The organism is Marinobacter daepoensis DSM 16072 (assembly GCF_000421165.1).
In the GTDB taxonomy this organism is placed as follows: Bacteria; Pseudomonadota; Gammaproteobacteria; order Pseudomonadales; family Oleiphilaceae; genus Marinobacter; species Marinobacter daepoensis.
Genome location: NZ_ATWI01000014.1, coordinates 103,245 through 121,662, shown reverse-complemented (window position 1 = coordinate 121,662; position 18,418 = coordinate 103,245). Strand labels below are relative to the sequence as shown.

The window sequence follows — 18,418 nt, the reverse complement described above, 5'->3', positions numbered from 1 at the left end:
TCCCCGAGGCCTCGAGCCTCCTGAAGAGCCGTTCAAGACCAGGACGTTGATAGGCCGGGTGTGTAAGCGCTGTGAGGCGTTGAGCTAACCGGTACTAATTGCTCGTGCGGCTTGACTATATAACACCCAAGACAATTGCGGATAATGCAATGAAATCAACATCACGTTCTTTCTCGTCCCCCAGTGATCAACCGTTTTGCCTGACGACCATAGCGGTCTGGAACCACCTGATCCCATCCCGAACTCAGAAGTGAAACAGATCTGCGCCGATGGTAGTGTGGCGTTGCCCATGTGAGAGTAGGTCATCGTCAGGCGCCTTATACTGAAAGCCCCAGCATCATAGATGCCGGGGCTTTTTTATTGGTGCCTGAAAATGCCGAGGCGAAATGCTTCGCCTCATTGGCGGCCAATCAATTCAATGACACCGCCTACGATGCTGTGCAACAGCCCGATCTGCTCATCGGCGCGGGCAATGTGTTCGTTCAGGAGGCTGCCTTGTGAGGAAAGACCCCAGATCACAACCACAAAGGTTGTGAAGGTCAGGCCGGCGACCCAGCGTAACCGGTTTCTGTATCGGTCGGCCTGCTGGCTTTGCTTCAGCTGTATCTCGGCCAAGGTGCTGCGTAATTCCCGGGCTTCTTCCTCAAGCTCTTCATAAGCAATCTCCAGTGTCGAAAGGCGACCGGTGATGCCTCGTGAACTCTGTTCTGGGCTATTCGCTGCTTGAATACCTCCTTCCTCGACGGCGACACGGATAGCGTCGCTTTGCTCCTGGTCTGGGACGTTTGAAAGAATGATATCCAGCGTTCGCATCAGCTGATCCCGGTCAACCTGTTTCCGGATGACGCCAGCGGCCCCGAGGTTTCTGGCTTCCTGAACGTAGCGCTCTGCATTCTGGGACGTGTACATAAAAACGGGAATGTCCCGGGTGCCAGGGTCCTGTTTGAGCCTCTCCAGAGCGGCGAAACCATCCATGCCTGGGAGAAGATGGTCCAGAAAGATGAGATCGAAGTGCTCTTGCTGGAGTAACGGAAAAGCCTGCTCAGCTGTTGCCACGCCTGTCGTGGAAATGTCAGCGCGCTCAAGTAGCCTGGACAGGAGTATTCGGGCGGTTGATGAATCTTCGATAATCAAAGCGTGCCCACGCGGCATGAAAGCTCCTCCTTGCAAAAATTTCCTGCATCTCGTCTTAATGGACGGTCAATGGAATAACCTGAGGGGCACTATAAGCCCCGTTCAGAGAATATACAGCGGATTGACGGGCCGGGTGTTATTTTTGAGACCTCTGCGTCAATTTCGTTTTAAGGCAGCCAGATTTCGAACACGCCCCCACCCAGACTACCACCGTTGTGAAGACGAATTACGCCACTTCGATCGCTCTCTGTATGGAGTTTCGCCACAGACGAGGCAAAAAACAGGCCCAGGCTGGTGCTCCCGCTCTTGAAGTCCAATGATTTGAAACTGAGCTGTCCCGTGTGCTGCATATTGTCAGGATATCCTTGTCCATCATCTTCAACGCCGAGTACTAGGTATCCTTCTTCCTGGCGGGCGGTCAGGCAAATCTTTGATCTGGTGTAACGAATGGCATTGTTTATGGTGTTATTCAGAACGCCGGTCAGCAAATCTTCATCAAAGAAACCGCTGATGTCTTCGGCAGCTATGGAGTACTCAATACCCAGGCTCTGCAAGAGTGGAATATGTCTGGCGAGGTGCTCTTCCAGAAAGTCAGGCACAAAATGTTCGTCGATGTGGGCAGACAGATTGTTCTCACCAAGACGGTAGATTCCCAGTAATTGAACCAGGTCGTTGTGCATGCGTTCAGCTTCGTACTGCAGCATGTTGAACTTTTCGGAGCCCGCGAGTGTTTGGTTGTACTCTCCTCGCAGTTCTTCAAGACTGTTGAGCAACATGCCAAGAGAGTTCTTCATATCGTGCACGGCTGAGGCCAGCACCATGGAAAAATCGATGTTCTGATCGGTCATGCGGCCAGTCCTTTCAATTTCCGGGTGAGCGCTAGGTATCGCCGATGCTGGCGGTGTTGCACGGGCAGACTTGAGAGGCGATGGAGTCGCTGTCGGCAGGTTTCCAGCAACACGGAGGCTCTGGTCAGGTCGTATTGCTTCATCAGCACCTGAACCAGGTTCAGATTCAGGGCTGCGTGGTCGGGAACAATCTCAAGGGCGCTGTTGAAAGCCTCCACGGCGGCATCCAGATCTCCGGCCTCGAAGGCCTTGATGCCGTCCCGGTTCAACCCGCGAGCCTCAATTTTCTGTCGGAAACCAACGGGTTCATCCAGCAGGTTTTCAATTTTCTGCAGAACGTCTGGATCATTCTCATGACGAGCGGCCAACTCTGCGAGAAGATGTTTTGCCTTGTCGGATTTTTCCATCCGGAACAGTGTCTTGGCAAAGTCCAGGCTCAGATCGGCTGGGATGTTTTCAAGGTCTTCCAACTCGGAACTGACCGTGCTCAGAACACCTTCGGCTTCCCGGTGATGACCCTGGGCCACAAATAAACGGCATTGAACAATACCGCTCTTGAGCCCAATGACCGGGTCTTCGGAAAATCGTTTCTCCATCCTGTTCAGAACCGAAAATGCTTCGGTTGAGTACTCCGTCGCAGTTTCCTCACCGGCGCCTTCGCTCAGGTCTGACAGGCTTTGAGCGAGAGACAGATAATGCTCTGCACTGTCATGAATGGAATGAGTGCCCAGCGCAATGGTCTGTCGCCAGGCGTCTGAGGCGGTTTCAATGTCCTGGTTTGTGCCGGCGAGTTCTGCAAGGTGTTTCTGGCGGAGCAGGGCGTTTGGAGAGTGTACAGCGGCTTTTTGAAGAATCTGCTGAGCCTGAACTGACCGACCCTGGTTTTCCAGACCTTCAGCCAGCAGGTCATAGGCCTCCATGTAATCTGGGTGTCTTACAATTAAAGCCTCTAGCCCTTGGACGGCCTGATCAAAGTGGCGGTTGGCCAGAAGGATCTTGCAGCTGCCGAGTCTGGCCCAGGAGAGTTCTCTCTGATGCAGTACGTCATCGTAGATTTTTTGGGCGTGTGCGAGGTCACCGACCATGAAATAGAGTTCCCCGAGGGTTTTCATTAGCCAGGTTTTGTATCGTGGTTGCCTGGTCAGGGCGTGCAGGCACAGGCTGATGGCCTCCGGGTAATTTTCCCGGTCAATCTGACGAGTAATGGGATGCAGCGCATTCCGCTGTTTGATCAGGCTACCGAGTCGCTGTTCAAGCATCGCACGGTTTATTGGCTTGGTCAGGTATGCGTCAGGTTGATACTCTCTCGCTCCCATAACCATTTCCTTTGAGGTTTCCGCTGTGACCATCAGGAACAGCGATGAGCGTTTAAGGAGTTTCCGGTGCCGTAGCTCCTCGAGAATGTGCTGGCCGTTTTTACCCTCGCCAAGGTTGTAGTCGCACAGAACGACATCCACGTGGTTATAGGTACAGTATTGAATAGCCGGTGTAGCGTGAGCGACGAGCTCAATCCGGTCTGCGCCGCAGCTGCGAAGCATTTGCCTCATGGACAGACGAAAATTCTCAAAATCATCGACAACAAGAAACGTCAGCTTGCCAAAGGGATTTACCGGGTCTCTGGGTTCGGGGGAATTCATGGCCGTTTCTGTTTAAGTAGTTTATTGACGAGCGCTCTCAGGGCCGCAGGTTTTACCGGCTTGTAGAGAATCTGATAACCCCGGTTGCCCGCGTCATCACGAACTTCCGGTGCCATATAGCCGGTAATCAGGATGCCCGGAATGTCGTTGCCAAGGTGTTCACGGATGCTGTCCATGGCATCCAGACCGTTTCGGTTATCATCCAGCTGGTAGTCTGCAAGTATAATATCCGGCCTGTGCCCGTCCAGTTTGCTCAGGGCATCATTCAGGCTTTCCGCTGCGGTGACGTCGCACTGCCAGTTGCCGAGAAGAGCCACCATGCCTTGCAGAATGGCCGCATCGTTATCAATACAGAGCACGTGGAGACCGCCGAGACTTGAGACCCGTCGAGAGTTGCTGTTGGCCTTCTGGGTATCCTGACGACTCTGATCGGCCGGAGCCAGAGGAACGGTAATACCAAAGACGCTGCCTTTACCCTGAATGGAATGCACGGTAACCGGATGGTTCAGCATGCCGCTGATGCGGTCAACAATAGCAAGCCCCAGCCCAAGTCCCTTTTTGTCACGACCATGCTGAAAACGCCGGAACTCTTCAAAAATGTGGGAGAGCTGGTCATCGGACATGCCCGGGCCGGTATCCCAGACTTCAATGCGGAGGTAGCCTTTTAACCTGCGGCATCCCATCAGGATCTTGCCACTCACGGTATAGCGGATGGCATTGGACAGAAAATTCTGAACCACCCGGCGTAGCAGTTTTGCGTCGGATCTTACCCAGGCTGTGCTGGGAACGACATGAAGTTCGAGCTCCTGGTCCTTGGCAATGGCGGAGAACTCTGTGGCCAGATGTCGAAGCAGGTCGTTGACGGGAAAGGCTCCGATATCCGGTTCCAGAGCACCGGCATCCAGCTTGGAAATATCCAGTAATGTGCTGATGATTTCTTCCGCGGCGCCCAGAGAGCTGTCGATATGTTCGACCAGATCCCGGGTTTCTCCTTCGTTGACCTTCCCGGAGAGCGCTGACGTAAAGAGTCTTGCGGCGTTAAGGGGCTGCAGGAGATCGTGGCTTGCCGAGGCCAGAAACCGGGTCTTACTCTGGTTGGCCTGCTCCGCCACAGATTTGGCCTTCAGCATCTGCTCGTTGATGACCTGCAGTTCCTGGGTGCGCTCCCTGACCCGTTGCTCCAGATAGATGTTGGTTTCCTTCAGCGCTTGCTCGGTCCGGCGCATCGCGGTGATGTCCTGAAAGGTGGTAACGTATCCGCCGCCGGGGATTGGACTGCCGTCAATGCGAACCACGGTGCCATCAGGTCGCTGGCGCTCGTAGGACATGGGCTTGCCTTCGCGCATGCTGTTGCACCGGTTTTCCACTATCTCATCAATACGGCGGGCGGACAGGTTGGCGTTCGTCAGGTTATAACGCATCAGATCTTCAACCGGTCTGCCTACCCGAACAAACCCTTTTGGGTAATTGAACAGTTCAAGGTATCGGTGGTTCCAGACCACCAATTGCTGTTGGTGGTTGACTACCGAAACGCCAAGGCTGATGTTCTCGATCGCGGACTGAAGCAACTCCCGGCTGAAGGTCATGGCCTGGGATGCTTCATCAACGATACTGACCACATCTTCGATCTGCATGTCCCGGCCGGTGAGGGTGGATTCCAGAACCACCCGTGCCGTGGACGCCCCAATCACTGATGCGAGCTGGCGTTCAATGTACTTCATCAGATGGGTAGATGCCGGGCGCTGCGGGTAAAGCCGGATGGCGTTGCGCCGTTCGTAATTTCTGAGAATGCTCTCGGAGCGTTCCTCGCCCATGAATCGATCAGTGAGGGCCTGAAGGTCGGATGTCAGGATCTCTCCCTGCCAGCTCTGGTGTTGGGCATTTTCTGCTTTGGGCTGTGCATCATGGAAGAAAGCTGCGATCTGGATCTTCTCGCGAATTCTCTGTCGGGTGAACAGAGACAGCAGGATGTAAACGGATGTGTTGACGCCGAGGCTCCAGAGAATGCCATGGCTGATCTGGTCCAGTTCAGACCCGAACAAAGCGGTAGGGCGGGTCCAGTTCCATCCGAACAGGCCGTGTTCAATCAGGGTGTCGCTGACCCACCCGGTGGAAACAAGTGCGGGGAGCAGCAAGGTGTAGCACCACACCAGAAAACCAAGGCCAAGGCCCCAGGCTGCTCCGGTAAAGTTGCCCTGTCGCCAGAGGATACCGCCTACCAGGGCCGGGCCAAACTGGGCCGCAGCAGCAAAGGAAAGAAGGCCAAATGCGGTCAGGCTGTAGTCTTCACCAGCCATACGGTAAAAACCATAGGCGGTCAGCAGGACAACAAAAATGGCGACTCGCCGAATGGTCAGCAACAGAAAACTGAGGTCAGCCTGTCGGTTCATTCCGGGGCGGAAAAAGCGAAGCAGGCCCGGCATAATGATTTCGTTGCTGACCATTGTGGCAATGGCGACTGAGCAGACGATGACCATGGCTGCGGCGGCCGAGCCGCCTCCGAGGAAGGCCAGTACAGAAAGCCAGTGTTCTCCCGCCATGATAGGCAACTGCAGAATCACGATGTCTGGATCACTAGCGCCAAGATTGGTGCTGAGTAATCCAGCGGCTGCAATGGGGATCACAAAGGCGCTGGCAATGACCAGATAGATTGGCATGGCCCAGCGGGCAGTCTCGAAATCACGGTGATCGGTGTTTTCCACCACCATAACGTGAAACTGTCTGGGCAGGCAGATAATGGCAAGCATAGCCACCAGAGTCTGGGTGAGGAAAGCAGGTGTTTCCAGGCCGTCGGTGGTGAGTACGCCCATGAGGTTGGCCTCCTGAACACGGGAGAACAGATCGCCAAAGCCTTCATAGAGGCCATAACCAACAAACAGACCCACTGCAACGAAGGCAATGAGCTTGATGAGCGACTCGAAGGCTACTGCCTGGATCATGCCTCGATGGTGCTCTGTGGATTCCAGGTGACGAGTGCCAAAAAGTACCGTGAACACTGCCAGCGCAAGCGTGATATACCAGGCTGAATCACTCCAGGCGGCGGTGCTCAGCTCCTGGTAGCTCTCGCCGCTGCCAGTGAGTACGTTGAAGCCCAGAGCGATGGCTTTAAGCTGAAGCGCGATATAGGGCACGCTGCCTATGAGGGCAAAAACGGCCACCATGGCGGCAAGTACCTGGGATTTTCCATAGCGCGACGCGATAAAGTCGGCAATCGACGTACTGTTATTGCGTTTACTGATGTAGATGATGCGCCGAAGAAGGGGAGCGAAGAACAGGAACCCCAGAAGTGGGCCAAGGTAAATTGGAAGAAATGCCAGGCCTTCCTGCGTTGCCCGGCCAACGGCGCCGTAGAACGTCCAGGAGGTAAAGTAAACTGCCAGCGATAAACCGTAGATGTGCGTTCGGGCGAACCGCTTGCGATATAACCCCGGATGCCGGTCCCCTGCCCATGCAATAAGGAACAGAAGCGAGATATAAGCGATGGAAATGGGTACAAGCAACCAGGGGCTGATCATGGTGGTCTAGCTATCCCTTCTTGGCTGTTCAGGCATCACAAACGATTTCGTACAGCGGATCACTGGCTGACAATACCTTCATATTATCGATGGCGGGGGAGCCATCAGACGTCAGGGGAACCAGTTCACGCTTTCCGCAATGAATCAGGTGAATCCGGTGTGAGACCGCATCGGTCACGGTCTGATCAAATCGGTAAAGAGTAAAGCGGACAATATCCGGGTCGGCTGTGTCTGTTTCTACACTCTTCAGATCCACCGTAGAAAACGCGGTGACATACGGAAATACAAAGGTCCAGGGGCGGAAAAATAACCCTTGCTGTTCCTCGTTCACCACGACCGCTTCTTCTGGCAACAGTGAACGTTTATGGTCGTACCAGGTATATTCACCATGGATCAGGTAGGCCAGCATGCCGAGCCCGGCAAACACCGGAATGATCCAGCGTGGGGCCCTTTTGGCGGTGGCGGTACGAATTGCCAAAGCGATACCGGCCGCACCCAGACCACAAAACACAGTTGCAATAAATGTCCAGAACATATTTCCGAATCCTTAAAACAAGAACGGGCTCCCTCTGTTGAGGAAGCCCGTTCAGGAATCAACCGGCCATCGGCAGGCAATGGCCAGAGTTGTGTTTCAGGTTAATGATCGTGGGCAGAACCGGCACCACGAGGGTAGCGGACGCTCTCGACCAGTTCCTGAATTTCAACGGGCGGCTCTGCAGTCGCTTTAGAGACCATGAAGGCTACCGCAAAGTTAACCAGAGCACCAACCGCACCGATAGACAGGGGAGAGATTCCCAATATCCAGTTTTCCGGGGTGTCTGGCAGGTTGTTGGTTCCCGGAATGAAGAACCAGCCCTTGTATATAAAGATATAGACCAAGGTGAAGATAAGGCCAGACAGCATGCCCAGTGTGGCACCCACATTGTTCACCCGCTTGGAGAAGATGCCCATCATCAGAGCCGGGAACAGGGAAGCCGCGGCAATACCGAAGGCCAGTGCCACCACTTGCGCCGCAAAGCCTGGCGGGTTGGCCCCCAGGTAGGTTGCCACCACGATGGCGACGGCCATGGATATCCTGGCCGCTAACAGCTCACCTTTGTCGGAGATCTCCGGATTGATCCTGCTCTTGATAAGGTCATGACTGATTGCGGAGGAGATCGCCAGCAACAGCCCCGCTGCCGTTGACAGCGCAGCTGCCAGACCGCCGGCGGCAATCAGGCCGATAACCCAGCCGGGCAGGTTGGCGATTTCAGGGTTAGCCAGTACCAGAATATCCCGGTTGTAGGAGAACTCGCTGCCTTTCCAGCCACGGGCTTCTGCTTCAGCTGCAAACTCGGGGTTCTTGTCATTGTAGTACTGAACACGACCATCACCGTTCTTGTCTTCAAATGAAATCAGACCGGTGATTTCCCATTCCTTGATCCAGTGGCGGTTGCCGTCTTCATCAAGCTCGTTTTCGATTTCGGCCCATTCGATGGGCTGTGCGGCAGTTCCTTCCGGGTACAGGGTGGTCATGATGTTGAGGCGTGCCATAGAGGCAACGGCTGGAGCTGTGAGGTACAGCAGGGCGATGAACACCAGTGCCCAGCCGCCGGACCAGCGAGCGTCAGCCACCTTCGGAACGGTGAAGAAGCGGATGATAACGTGGGGCAGGCCCGCAGTACCGATCATCAGAGATAGGGTGAACAGCACCATGTTCAGTTTGTTGTCCACATCGGCGGTGTATTCATTGAAGCCGAGATCGGTGATCACCTGGTTCAGCTTAGCCAGCAGGGGGACACCGGATTCAGTGTGAGTAGAGAACATGCCAAGGCCGGGAATCGGGTTGCCGGTCAGGTGCAGGGATATGAATACCGCTGGGATCGTGTAGGCCACGATCAGGACGCAGTATTGAGCAACCTGGGTGTAGGTGATGCCTTTCATGCCGCCGAGAACCGCGTACACAAAGACTACGACCGCAGCGATGATCAGGCCCATGGTGGAGTCTACTTCCAGGAAGCGGGAGAAGGCCACGCCGGCACCGGCCATCTGGCCGATAACATAGGTTACTGAAGCGACGATCAGACAGATAACCGCAACCAGTCGGGCGTTCTCGCTGTAGTAGCGGTCACCGATAAACTGGGGAACGGTAAACTTGCCGAACTTACGCAGGTAAGGTGCGAGTAGCATCGCCAGCAGCACGTAGCCGCCTGTCCAACCCATCAGGAAGGTAGAGTTGGAGTAGCCGCCGGCGGCGATCAGGCCCGCCATGGAGATAAAGGATGCCGCAGACATCCAGTCTGCACCAATGGCGGCGCCGTTGGTGATTGGGTGAACGCCGCCACCGGCAACGTAGAAATCACTGGTGCTTCCGGCTTTCGCCCAGACTGCGATACCAATATAGATAAGGAAAGATGCACCGACGAAAATCAGGTTAATGTAAAACTGGTCCATGTGGTCTTACTCCTCGTGTACGCCGAATTTTTCGTCGATTTTGTTCATGCGCCATGAGTAATGAAAAATAAGCGCAATAAACGTGAGGATCGAACCCTGCTGGGCGAACCAGAAGCCGAGGTCGGTGCCGCCAACGGCAATACCTGCAAGCATCGGGCGCAACAGAATCGCAAAGCCGTAAGATACCAGCGCCCAGATAACCAGGCTGCCGAGAATCAGGCGTAGGTTTGCTTTCCAGTAGTTTTCAGCATCGTAGCTATGACCTGACATACAATCACTCCTGTATTGTTTTTGTGGAGATTGAGTATTTTTTTGACGAGGTGTCGCGGATAGAGAATTTATTATTCATATAGGTACTTCTCCGACTAGTTGTCCCCTCTGACTTTACCTGTCAACAGATTTATGGATATTGGCAAATGGTCTAACTCTCAGTGACTTGCCTCGCATTTGGTCAAAGAGATCCGGTGCGGAAGGGGGAGGGCTAGTAGCGGTGCATGCTCTGTAAGCGGCGTTGGTAATGCAGCTTTTCCGTCAGGTCTTTCACGGTTTTTACGTTCTGTTTTCTGGCTTTATTCATGGCAATCAACGTCAGTTCTGCTGTCACGAGGGCATCGGCGGCCGCGTGATGTCGTTCACTGACTTCAAGGCCGAAGAAATCGGCCCAGTCATCCAGGCCTTTTCCCTTCAATGGTGCTTTTGGAAAGAAGGCTGGCATTAACTCTGCAACGTCCATCCAGAGGTGAGGCAGTGTGTAGCCGAGCTGTTTTTTCAGGGTTTTTTCCAGAAACTTCTGATCAAACGCGGAGTGATAGGCGAGAATCGGGTCGCCATTCATCCATTCCAGCAAGTGCAGAAGGGCGTCTTCGGTTTCGTGGCCCTGAGTGAGAGCTTCGGGGCCGATGCCGTGGATGAGAACCGTTTCCCGGATATCCAGTTCGGGGCGGCGGAGGATGAGATCAAACTGGTCCTTCAGGTGGATGGCGCCGCCTTCAATCGCTACGGCTCCGATGGCGATCACCTCGTCCTTCGCCGGATTCAGGCCGGTTGTTTCAAGGTCGAGTACAATTACTCTGGCACGCGACAGTAGCTGGTCGCTGGCAGATTTTGGGGTGGGCAGGTTGTCGGTGTCATGTTCACCAATGCGGTTGCCGCGCCTCTGGGTCAGCCATTGTCGGATGTATTCCAGCATAATGATTTGGCGGGCCTATAGTTGGTATGTAACTTCGAGCTTCTGCTGAAGTCGTTGGGCCTGGCGGAAAGACTCGCGGAGTATGCGGCGGTCCAGCGGGTTCAGGTCGTCCGGATCAATGTAGTTGGTGAGCTCTTCCCCTTTATCGAGCATTTCCTGGTGTGCCCGCATCCGGATAGCCTGTATCAGGCTGTAGGCTTCTTTCCAGGCGTTGGCGTCTTTTGCGTCGAACACGTCTTTCCTGGCCAGGGCATCGATACGTTCCAGAGTGTTGGCTGCTTCTATGCCGTGGGCCAGGGCTAACACACGGATTGATTCGACGAACGGTGCCAGCCCTTGGCGCTTCAGGTCCAGAGAATGTTTTTTCTCGTCATTCAGGTAACGGAAGTTCCTGAACATGGTGAGCGGCGGCTTGCGCTGGAGGGCATTGCCAGCCAGCATTTTCTGGAACAGGGCGTTCTTCTGGATTCGTTGAAGGACGCTTTCCTGCAAGTGGTGCAGGGGCTCCATTGACCCAAAAACTGCGCGCATATCGAGGAATATGGAGGAATAAACCAGGTTTTGAGGGGTGGACGCATCGATAAAACGCACAAACCAGTCGTCCCATTCCTGGTGGCTCAGGCACAGTTTTGGGTTACTGGCCATGATGTTGCCTTTGCAAAGGGTGAAGCCGCACTCGGCAAGCTCGTCGTTGACCTTGCGGGCAAACGGTAGCAGTTTTTCCCGAACCTGGTCTTCGGTCATGCCCTCCGGTGTTTCAAAGAGTATGCCGTTGTCCTGGTCCGTCAGGAGGGTCTGCTCCTGGCGACCTTCACTGCCAAATGTGAGCCAGGTGAAGGGAATGCCCGGGTCATGTTTTTGCAGGTTGAGCTCCAGTACCCGGCGAACGGTAACGTCGTTGAGCGTGGTAATAATCTTGACCACCTGGCCGGAATCTGCGCCGTGGGCGAGCATCGCATCCACCAGGCGTGACACATCGCTGCGCAGGCTAACCAGAGTTCGCAAATGAGTTGCAGTACCAATGGTTCTGGCCAGATTGACCAGATCGACCCGTTGCAGTGAGAACAGATCCCGTTCGGAGACCATGCCGATTAGGCGCCCCTCATCATCAACTACACACAAATGGGCAAAATGGTGCTCCGCCATCAGCATGGCTGCCTCAAAGGCGTGGGCAGAAGATGGCAGCCGACAGGGGTTGGTTGTCATGACCAGGCGGATAGGTGTTTCCAGGGAGCTTTTGTCTTGTGCCACCAGAGTGCGTAAATCCCGGAGTGTGAAAATGCCGGTCGGATGGCGCTGGTCGTCTGTGATGACAATACTGCCTACGTTGTTTTCGTGCATTCGGGCAATGGCTTTGCGTACAGGAAGATCCGGCGTGCAGACAATCGGGTTTCGCAACGCATAGCGCTCAAGCGGCGTGTCCAGACTGTTGCTGGAGCCGATGGAGGCCATGGCCCTGGACTGGATGCGCTGGTTAACCTGATCCAGCAGGCTGCTCACCCCCCGCAGGCAAAAATCGCGATAGGGCTCGCTCTCCGAAAACAGGGTAATGAAAGCCTTCTGTTCGATGCTCAGGCAGAACGTGTCGCCGGCAGCCCGGTGTATGGTTCGTGTGGGGCGTTCACCAATCAACGCCGCAAGGGGGAAGCATTCACCCTGACTGATCTCGAAGGTGGTCTCTGCCCGGTCTTCTTTCTCATTGTGGCGTTCGCCCCGTATTCGCCCCTGTTTGACGACAAAAAACCGTTTCACCACGCCGTCATTGGGTGAGAGCACTTCGTCCCCGTCTGCGTAGAAACGTAGCGTTGCGTGTTCGGCAAAATGGGCCAGATGTGTGTCGTCCATGCTGGAGAACGGTGCATGTTCCCTCAGGAATGACATAATTGCACGGGTGTTCTGGGGGCGCGTTGCGTCCTCGTTTGCTGCGGCCATATCGCAATCCGTATGCCTGGGCCCCAAGCAAGGGGCTGCTCGTTCGTTATTATTCTTCCGCTGGTAGTGTAGTTCAGCAGAAGCCAGAGGCGCTCTACGATTTTCGTCGCAGGGCTTTCTTTATGGTAGACCGGTCCGGTGATAGAGTTCTGATATTCGTCAATCCGGAATCTGTACGTGTCATGACCAGTAAAGATGAGCGCCTGGCCTTCCTTGAAGAAATGAAGGACGTAAAGCGAATTCGAAAGCCGAACCGGGCAGAGGTGTCGGTACCGAAAGAGTTGACGCCAGGACATCTGGAGCGTCAGCGGGCGGCGGTGGAAAAACCTGTCCGTGACCTGAACCCATTAACCTCGGATATGGTAGAGCCGCTGACGTCACACGATATTCTGAGCTGGCAACGGCCGGGTGTTCAGCACGGGGTATTTCGTAAACTGCGCCTCGGCCAGTATCCGATTGAGGCCAGGCTTGATCTGCATCGGATGACGGTGGAAGAAGCCCGGAGAGAAGTGTTTGGCTTCATCAATGACTGTGTGCATTACGGTTTGCGTTCCGTTGTTATCCTGCATGGTAAAGGGGAGCGAAACCCTGATGGTATTGCCCAGTTGAAGAGCTATCTGGCGAAATGGTTGCCAGAGCTGGAGCCCGTACTGGCCTTCCATTCGGCCCGGAAACATCACGGCGGCACCGGCGCGGTTTACGTAATGGTCAGGAAAAATGATCGGGAAAAGCAGCATAATCGTGAGATTCATGGAGCCAGATGACGGAGCACTGGCGCGTACCAAATCAGGGATGTGAAAACCGGGAGAATGTCTATGCGAGTATTATTCTTGGCTGTGTTGTCGGTGTTTGTATTGGCCGGTTGTAAGGATCGTGTGATCTGGAACGATAACGGCAAGGTTGAAAGCGCCACCCAGAATCGTGAGGTCTGGGATAGCAATGGCAAACTCGAAAGCGGTGAGCGCAAGATCTGGGTTAACAAAGACGGCCAGGATGTGGTCAAGTAAGTAAAGCGGTGCGAGGGATTGCCCAATAACTCGATAATAAAATGATGATGAGGAGTACTGCATGCCCTTCAAGCTGATCGTCAATGGCCGCGAGCATACGCTGGATGTCGAGCCTGACACCCCGCTGCTCTGGGTGCTGCGGGATGAACTGGGTCTGAAAGGAACCAAGTTTGGTTGTGGTGCCGGGCTGTGCGGTGCCTGTACCGTGCATCTGAACGGCCAGCCGGCCCGATCCTGTTCCACGCCGGTGGAAATGGCTGACGGAGGCGAGATTACCACCATTGAAGGGCTGTCGAGTGATGGACAACTTCACCCGCTGCAGCAGGCGTGGATTGAGCAGGGGGTGCCGCAGTGCGGCTATTGTCAGTCCGGCCAGATTATGACGGCGGCGCATCTCCTGGCGACTCACCCTTCGCCAGACCGTGAGCAGATTGTTACGGCCATGACTGGCAACCTGTGCCGGTGTGGTACCTACCCGCGCATTGTGGCGGCGGTTGAGTCTGTCGCGGGCGGTGTCGGGCAGTACCAGCCAGCTGGGGAGGGGGCGTAACGTGTCCATGAATCGACGGGATTTCCTTAAAGTAAGTACCTCCGCATCCGGTGGGCTTATGCTGGCCCTGAATCTTCCGGGCTGCGCGTCTGTGCAGACGGGCTATGAGGAGGAAACGGGTGAATGGAAGGCTAATGCGTGGCTTGAGCTGACAACTGAGGGAGACGTCACTTTTACTCTTGATCGTGTTGAGATGGGGCAGGGGACCTACACCGGGCTCACAACACTGATTGCGGAAGAGCTTGATGTCCGGCCAGAAACCATTCAGGTCCGGTTTGCCCCGGTGGCGCCAGAATATCGTAACCCATTGATTGGGCTTCAGCTTACAGGTGGAAGTACCAGTATGGCGGCTGGCTGGCAGCCGCTGCGTGAAGCGGGGGCTTCTGCCCGTTGGATGCTGGTGATGGCGGCTGCCCGGGTCTGGCGGGTCGAGCCCGCGGAATGCAGTACCCAGGATGGTTACGTGAAGCACCCGAATGGGCTGGACTCCATGCCATATCGCAAGCTGGTTGAGCTGGCGAATAGGGAGGTTATCCGGGGGGATGTGCCTCTGAAGCCTCGCGCCCAGTGGAAGTACATTGGTCAGCAGGTTGGTTCGCGTCTTGACGCAGAGGCCAAATCAACAGGGACGGCGGTTTACGGTATAGATGTTGAGCTGCCGGGTATGGTGTACGCCGCGATGACCCGTAGTCCCCGATACGGCGGAAAAGCTCTTCGCTTTAATCGTGACCGGATCCGGGCGATGCCGGGTGTTGTAGACGCCTTCGTGACTGAGCGCGGCGTGGCTGTGGTGGCGGACCGATACTGGCGGGCAAGGAAGGCGCAGGCGGCTCTGGACGTGGAGTGGGATTTTACTGACGCCATCGCGCTGTCGAATGAGGACGTATTCGAGCACTATCGCAGGGCAACCAACGATGACCCTGGCGAGAATGAGCGGGTAGAAGGGGATGTAGAGGGGGTTACGGCAAACGCCGAGGTGCTGGTTGAAGCCGAGTACGAGCAACCCTACCTGGCCCATGCAACCATGGAGCCTATGAACGCAACGGCCTGGTATCGAAAGGACATGATGGAGGTCTGGGCACCGACACAGGCGCCGGATCTGGGGCGCATCGCGGCTGCCCGGCATACGGATCTGTCACCGGACCAGGTCACCGTTCACACCACTTTTCTTGGCGGAGGGTTTGGCCGGCGTCTGACTCAGGACTTTGTTGAGGAAGCGGCACTGGTGGCCTATCAGGTCAAGGTGCCGGTCAAGCTGATCTGGTCAAGGGAAGAGGATACGCGCCATGGATTTTTCCGGCCGGCCATGTTGCACCGTATGACTGGCAGTCTGAGTGGCGGGCAACTGACCGGGTGGGATCATCAGATTGCAGGGCCTCAGGTTCTGGACTGGTACGTTCGAAACGCCGCCCCTGCCCAGTACCCCTGGGCGCCCAAATTCCTATACAGCACGTTGGGTCGGGTCGGGCTTCTGGTTGAGGGCATTGCCACGCCGAAAGACATCTCCGCCATTGAAGGAGCGGTCGGCTACCCCTATAACGTGCCTAATATCCGGGTTCGTCATACTCATACCGACCCGGGGGTGCCCATTACCTGGTGGCGATCCGTAGGGTATTCCCACAACGGGTTTGCCGTGGAAACCTTTATGGATGAGCTGGCCGACAAGGCAGGTGAGGACCCATTGGATTTCCGGCTAAGGATGCTGGCGGAAGAGCCCCGGCATCGTCGGGTGCTCGAGAGGGCGGCCGAGCTGGCGGACTGGCGGCAGCCACCGCCTGAGGGGAGAGCCCGGGGCGTTGCTCTGTTCAAGAGTTTTGGAACCTACGTCGCTCAGGTGGTTGAGGCTGGCATTGAGCACGGAGAAATCCGGGTTTATAAAGTCGTTTGCAGTGTCGATTGCGGGCAGGTGGTGAACCCGGCGATCGTGGAAGATCAGATGACCGGAGGCATTCTGTTTGGGTTGTCGGCAGCTCTTTACGGCGACATTACTTTCGACAACGGTGAAGTCCGGCAGAGCAATTTCCATGACTACCGAATACTGCAGATGCACCAGACGCCGGAGATGGTCGTCGATATCATCAACAGTGAGGAGTCGCCCACGGGGGTAGGGGAGCCCGGCGTTCCACCAGTGATACCGGCACTGGGCAATGCGTTGTTCGCGTTGACGGGCAGGCGCCAGCGCAAGCTGCCCCTGAAAGCCTGACCGGAATCGGTTTTACCCGGACACAGGTGGTTCTATAATGGCGCCAGATTCGCGCCCGGGCAGGGCTCGTACCAACCCGGAGGATGCCTGTGTTTGATGTAACCCGATACGCCACGGCGGCACAGTCTGTCATTGAGGCTGGCCGCTTTCTTTACGATCGTGGCTGGTCACCGGCCACCAGCAGTAACTACTCCGCCCGTATCGATGCGGAGCATGTTGCAATCACGGTGTCTGGCCGTCACAAAGGGAAACTGGCCACAGATGATGTCATGGTGGTTGATTTGCACGGGCGGGCGGTTCAGAGTCAGTGCAAGTCTTCGGCTGAAACCCTTTTGCATACCGTGATTTACCGGTTATTTCCCGACGTTGGTGCGGTTCTGCATACACACTCTGTAAAGGCCACGGTTCTCAGCCGCCTTGTGCCGCCAGGCGAGGCGCTCGAGCTTGAGGGTTATGAGCTGCAGAAAGCCTTCAATGGGGTTCAGACCCATGAAGGCAGGCTTACGATTCCCGTGTTCGACAACACGCAGGACATTCCTGCCCTGGCTGAGCAGACCCGTCTCTGGTTTGACGAGCACCGGGCTCAGCCAGGTTACCTGATCCGGGGTCACGGTTTGTATACCTGGGGCCAGACCATGGATGATTGCCTGCGTCATATTGAAGCCTTTGAATTCCTTCTTGAATGTGAACTTGAAACCATGAGGGTCCGCCCATGACCACGTTGAGTATTTTTCATCAGAGCAAACCTGAGCAAGCGCACACGGTTGTCACTGATCCTGAGGTCATTCAGAACGTACTGGCTGAACACGGCGTGCATTTCGATCGTTGGGCAACCCGGGAACTTTCGGTGGAAGCGTCTCAGGATGAGATTCTGGAGGCCTATGCCGATGAAGTGGCCCGGCTCAGGCAGGACTGGGGATTTCAGGCGGCAGATGTGGTGAGCCTGACGGCAGACCATCCTCAGAAAGAGGTGTTTCGCCAGAAGTTTCTGGACGAGCATACCCACAGTGAAGACGAAGTGCGCTTTTTTGTTCGTGGTCAGGGGGTTTTCTACCTCCACTTCGACGATCAGGTTTATGCCCTGTTGTGCAAGATGAATGACCTGATCAGCGTGCCTGACGGCACACGTCACTGGTTTGATATGGGGCCGGAGCCGGAGTTTACCTGCATTCGCCTGTTTACCAACCCTGAAGGCTGGGTGGCGGATTTTACCGGTGCAGATATTGCGAGCCGTTTACCGCGTTACGAAGCGCTGGCAGGAGAGGTCTGATGATTCGGGTAATTCTGACGGACATTGAAGGGACGACCAGTTCGATCTCCTTTGTGCATGATGTTCTTTTTCCCTACGCCAGTGAACATTTGCCAATGTATATCCGGGATAACTACCGGATCATGCCAGCCGTTGCCGAACAGTTGGCCCGGGTGGCGGAGGCAAGTGGAACCGACCCAAAGGACATTGACGGGCTGATTGAGGTGTTGCAGGGGTGGATGTCCGAAGATCGGAAAGACGGTGCACTCAAGGCCTTGCAGGGTATGGTGTGGGAGCAGGGTTATCGCTCCGGAGAGTTGAAAGGGCACCTTTACCGGGATGCAGCAGATTATCTGCAGCGCTGGCATGATCGGGGGCTGAGATTGTTCGTATATTCTTCCGGGTCCGTCAAAGCGCAGAAACTGATCTTTGGGCACAGCAATGAAGGCGACTTCACTGGCTTTTTCTCCGGCTATTTTGATACCGAGGTTGGAGGCAAGAAAGACGCTCAGTCTTATCACAATATACTGGCGGAGCTTGGGGTTGATGCTGGTACTGTGTTGTTCCTTTCAGACGTTGAAGCTGAGCTGGAAGCGGCCGAGGCGGCCGGGCTTAAAACGGCTTGGTTGGTGCGTGACGGCGAGTTGCCGGAGACCGGGCGTTTCGTTGCCAGGGATTTCGCGGAGGTGGATGCTCTGTTACGGAAACGGTAGGGGGTGAG

At 55.4% G+C, this 18,418-nt stretch carries 16 protein-coding genes and 2 rRNA genes; 9 read left to right on the top strand and 9 right to left on the bottom strand.

Going from position 1 to position 18,418, the window contains the following annotated elements; translation table 11 throughout:
- Together K325_RS0116905 and rrf are read left to right on the top strand one after the other, a co-directional pair.
- Positions 1-119, top strand: a 23S ribosomal RNA gene (locus tag K325_RS0116905); the annotation flags it as partial.
- Between the two features lie 80 nt (positions 120-199).
- Positions 200-314 (top strand): 5S ribosomal RNA (gene rrf, locus K325_RS0116900).
- 82 nt (positions 315-396) lie between these two features.
- Here the strand turns inward: rrf and K325_RS0116895 are convergent.
- The 9 genes from K325_RS0116895 to K325_RS0116855 all read right to left on the bottom strand — a co-directional run bounded on the left by K325_RS0116895 (position 397) and on the right by K325_RS0116855 (position 12,688).
- Positions 397-1,152, bottom strand: coding sequence for a response regulator (locus tag K325_RS0116895; protein WP_029655439.1), 756 nt, complete (start codon positions 1,150-1,152; stop codon positions 397-399).
- Between the two features lie 149 nt (positions 1,153-1,301).
- Positions 1,302-1,982, bottom strand: coding sequence for a sensor histidine kinase (locus tag K325_RS0116890; protein WP_029655438.1), 681 nt, complete (start codon positions 1,980-1,982; stop codon positions 1,302-1,304).
- Positions 1,979-3,619 (bottom strand): tetratricopeptide repeat-containing response regulator, encoded by a 1,641-nt coding sequence (locus K325_RS0116885; RefSeq protein WP_029655437.1) that lies wholly within the window; start codon positions 3,617-3,619, stop codon positions 1,979-1,981. Before K325_RS0116885 ends, K325_RS0116890 begins: the two co-directional genes overlap by 4 nt.
- Entirely contained in the window at positions 3,616-7,134 is a 3,519-nt protein-coding gene (locus K325_RS0116880) for a PAS domain-containing hybrid sensor histidine kinase/response regulator (RefSeq protein ID WP_029655436.1), read from the bottom strand. Before K325_RS0116880 ends, K325_RS0116885 begins: the two co-directional genes overlap by 4 nt.
- A 28-nt stretch (positions 7,135-7,162) precedes the next feature.
- Entirely contained in the window at positions 7,163-7,669 is a 507-nt protein-coding gene (locus K325_RS0116875; protein WP_029655435.1) for a hypothetical protein, read from the bottom strand.
- A gap of 101 nt (positions 7,670-7,770) precedes the next feature.
- Positions 7,771-9,567: a sodium:solute symporter family protein gene (locus tag K325_RS0116870; protein WP_029655434.1), complete on the bottom strand. Its 1,797-nt coding sequence runs from the start codon at positions 9,565-9,567 to the stop codon at positions 7,771-7,773.
- 6 nt (positions 9,568-9,573) lie between these two features.
- Positions 9,574-9,837: a DUF4212 domain-containing protein gene (locus K325_RS0116865; RefSeq protein ID WP_029655433.1), complete on the bottom strand. Its 264-nt coding sequence runs from the start codon at positions 9,835-9,837 to the stop codon at positions 9,574-9,576.
- A 211-nt stretch (positions 9,838-10,048) separates the two neighbouring features.
- Positions 10,049-10,756, bottom strand: coding sequence for a 3'-5' exonuclease (locus tag K325_RS0116860; protein WP_029655432.1), 708 nt, complete (start codon positions 10,754-10,756; stop codon positions 10,049-10,051).
- A gap of 15 nt (positions 10,757-10,771) precedes the next feature.
- Positions 10,772-12,688, bottom strand: coding sequence for a putative nucleotidyltransferase substrate binding domain-containing protein (locus K325_RS0116855; RefSeq protein WP_029655431.1), 1,917 nt, complete (start codon positions 12,686-12,688; stop codon positions 10,772-10,774).
- A 182-nt stretch (positions 12,689-12,870) separates the two neighbouring features.
- On the opposite strand from K325_RS0116855, the gene smrA reads away from it, so the two are divergent.
- The 7 genes from smrA (at position 12,871) to mtnC (ending at position 18,410) form a co-directional block, all read left to right on the top strand.
- On the top strand, positions 12,871-13,452 hold the full coding sequence (gene smrA, locus K325_RS0116850; protein ID WP_029655430.1) for a DNA endonuclease SmrA: 582 nt from the start codon (positions 12,871-12,873) through the stop codon (positions 13,450-13,452).
- 51 nt (positions 13,453-13,503) lie between these two features.
- Entirely contained in the window at positions 13,504-13,695 is a 192-nt protein-coding gene (locus tag K325_RS0116845) for a hypothetical protein (RefSeq protein ID WP_029655429.1), read from the top strand.
- 61 nt (positions 13,696-13,756) lie between these two features.
- Positions 13,757-14,245, top strand: coding sequence for a (2Fe-2S)-binding protein (locus K325_RS0116840; RefSeq protein ID WP_029655428.1), 489 nt, complete (start codon positions 13,757-13,759; stop codon positions 14,243-14,245).
- Positions 14,246-14,252: 7 nt separating this feature from the next.
- The gene (locus K325_RS0116835; RefSeq protein WP_228128479.1) at positions 14,253-16,448 is read left to right on the top strand and encodes a xanthine dehydrogenase family protein molybdopterin-binding subunit; all 2,196 of its coding nucleotides are present in this window, start codon (positions 14,253-14,255) and stop codon (positions 16,446-16,448) included.
- Between the two features lie 89 nt (positions 16,449-16,537).
- Positions 16,538-17,164 (top strand): methylthioribulose 1-phosphate dehydratase, encoded by a 627-nt coding sequence (locus K325_RS0116830; protein WP_029655426.1) that lies wholly within the window; start codon positions 16,538-16,540, stop codon positions 17,162-17,164.
- On the top strand, positions 17,161-17,718 hold the full coding sequence (locus K325_RS0116825; RefSeq protein WP_029655425.1) for a 1,2-dihydroxy-3-keto-5-methylthiopentene dioxygenase: 558 nt from the start codon (positions 17,161-17,163) through the stop codon (positions 17,716-17,718). Before K325_RS0116830 ends, K325_RS0116825 begins: the two co-directional genes overlap by 4 nt.
- Positions 17,718-18,410: an acireductone synthase gene (gene mtnC / locus K325_RS0116820; protein WP_029655424.1), complete on the top strand. Its 693-nt coding sequence runs from the start codon at positions 17,718-17,720 to the stop codon at positions 18,408-18,410. Before K325_RS0116825 ends, mtnC begins: the two co-directional genes overlap by 1 nt.
- The last annotated feature ends 8 nt before the right edge of the window (positions 18,411-18,418 follow it).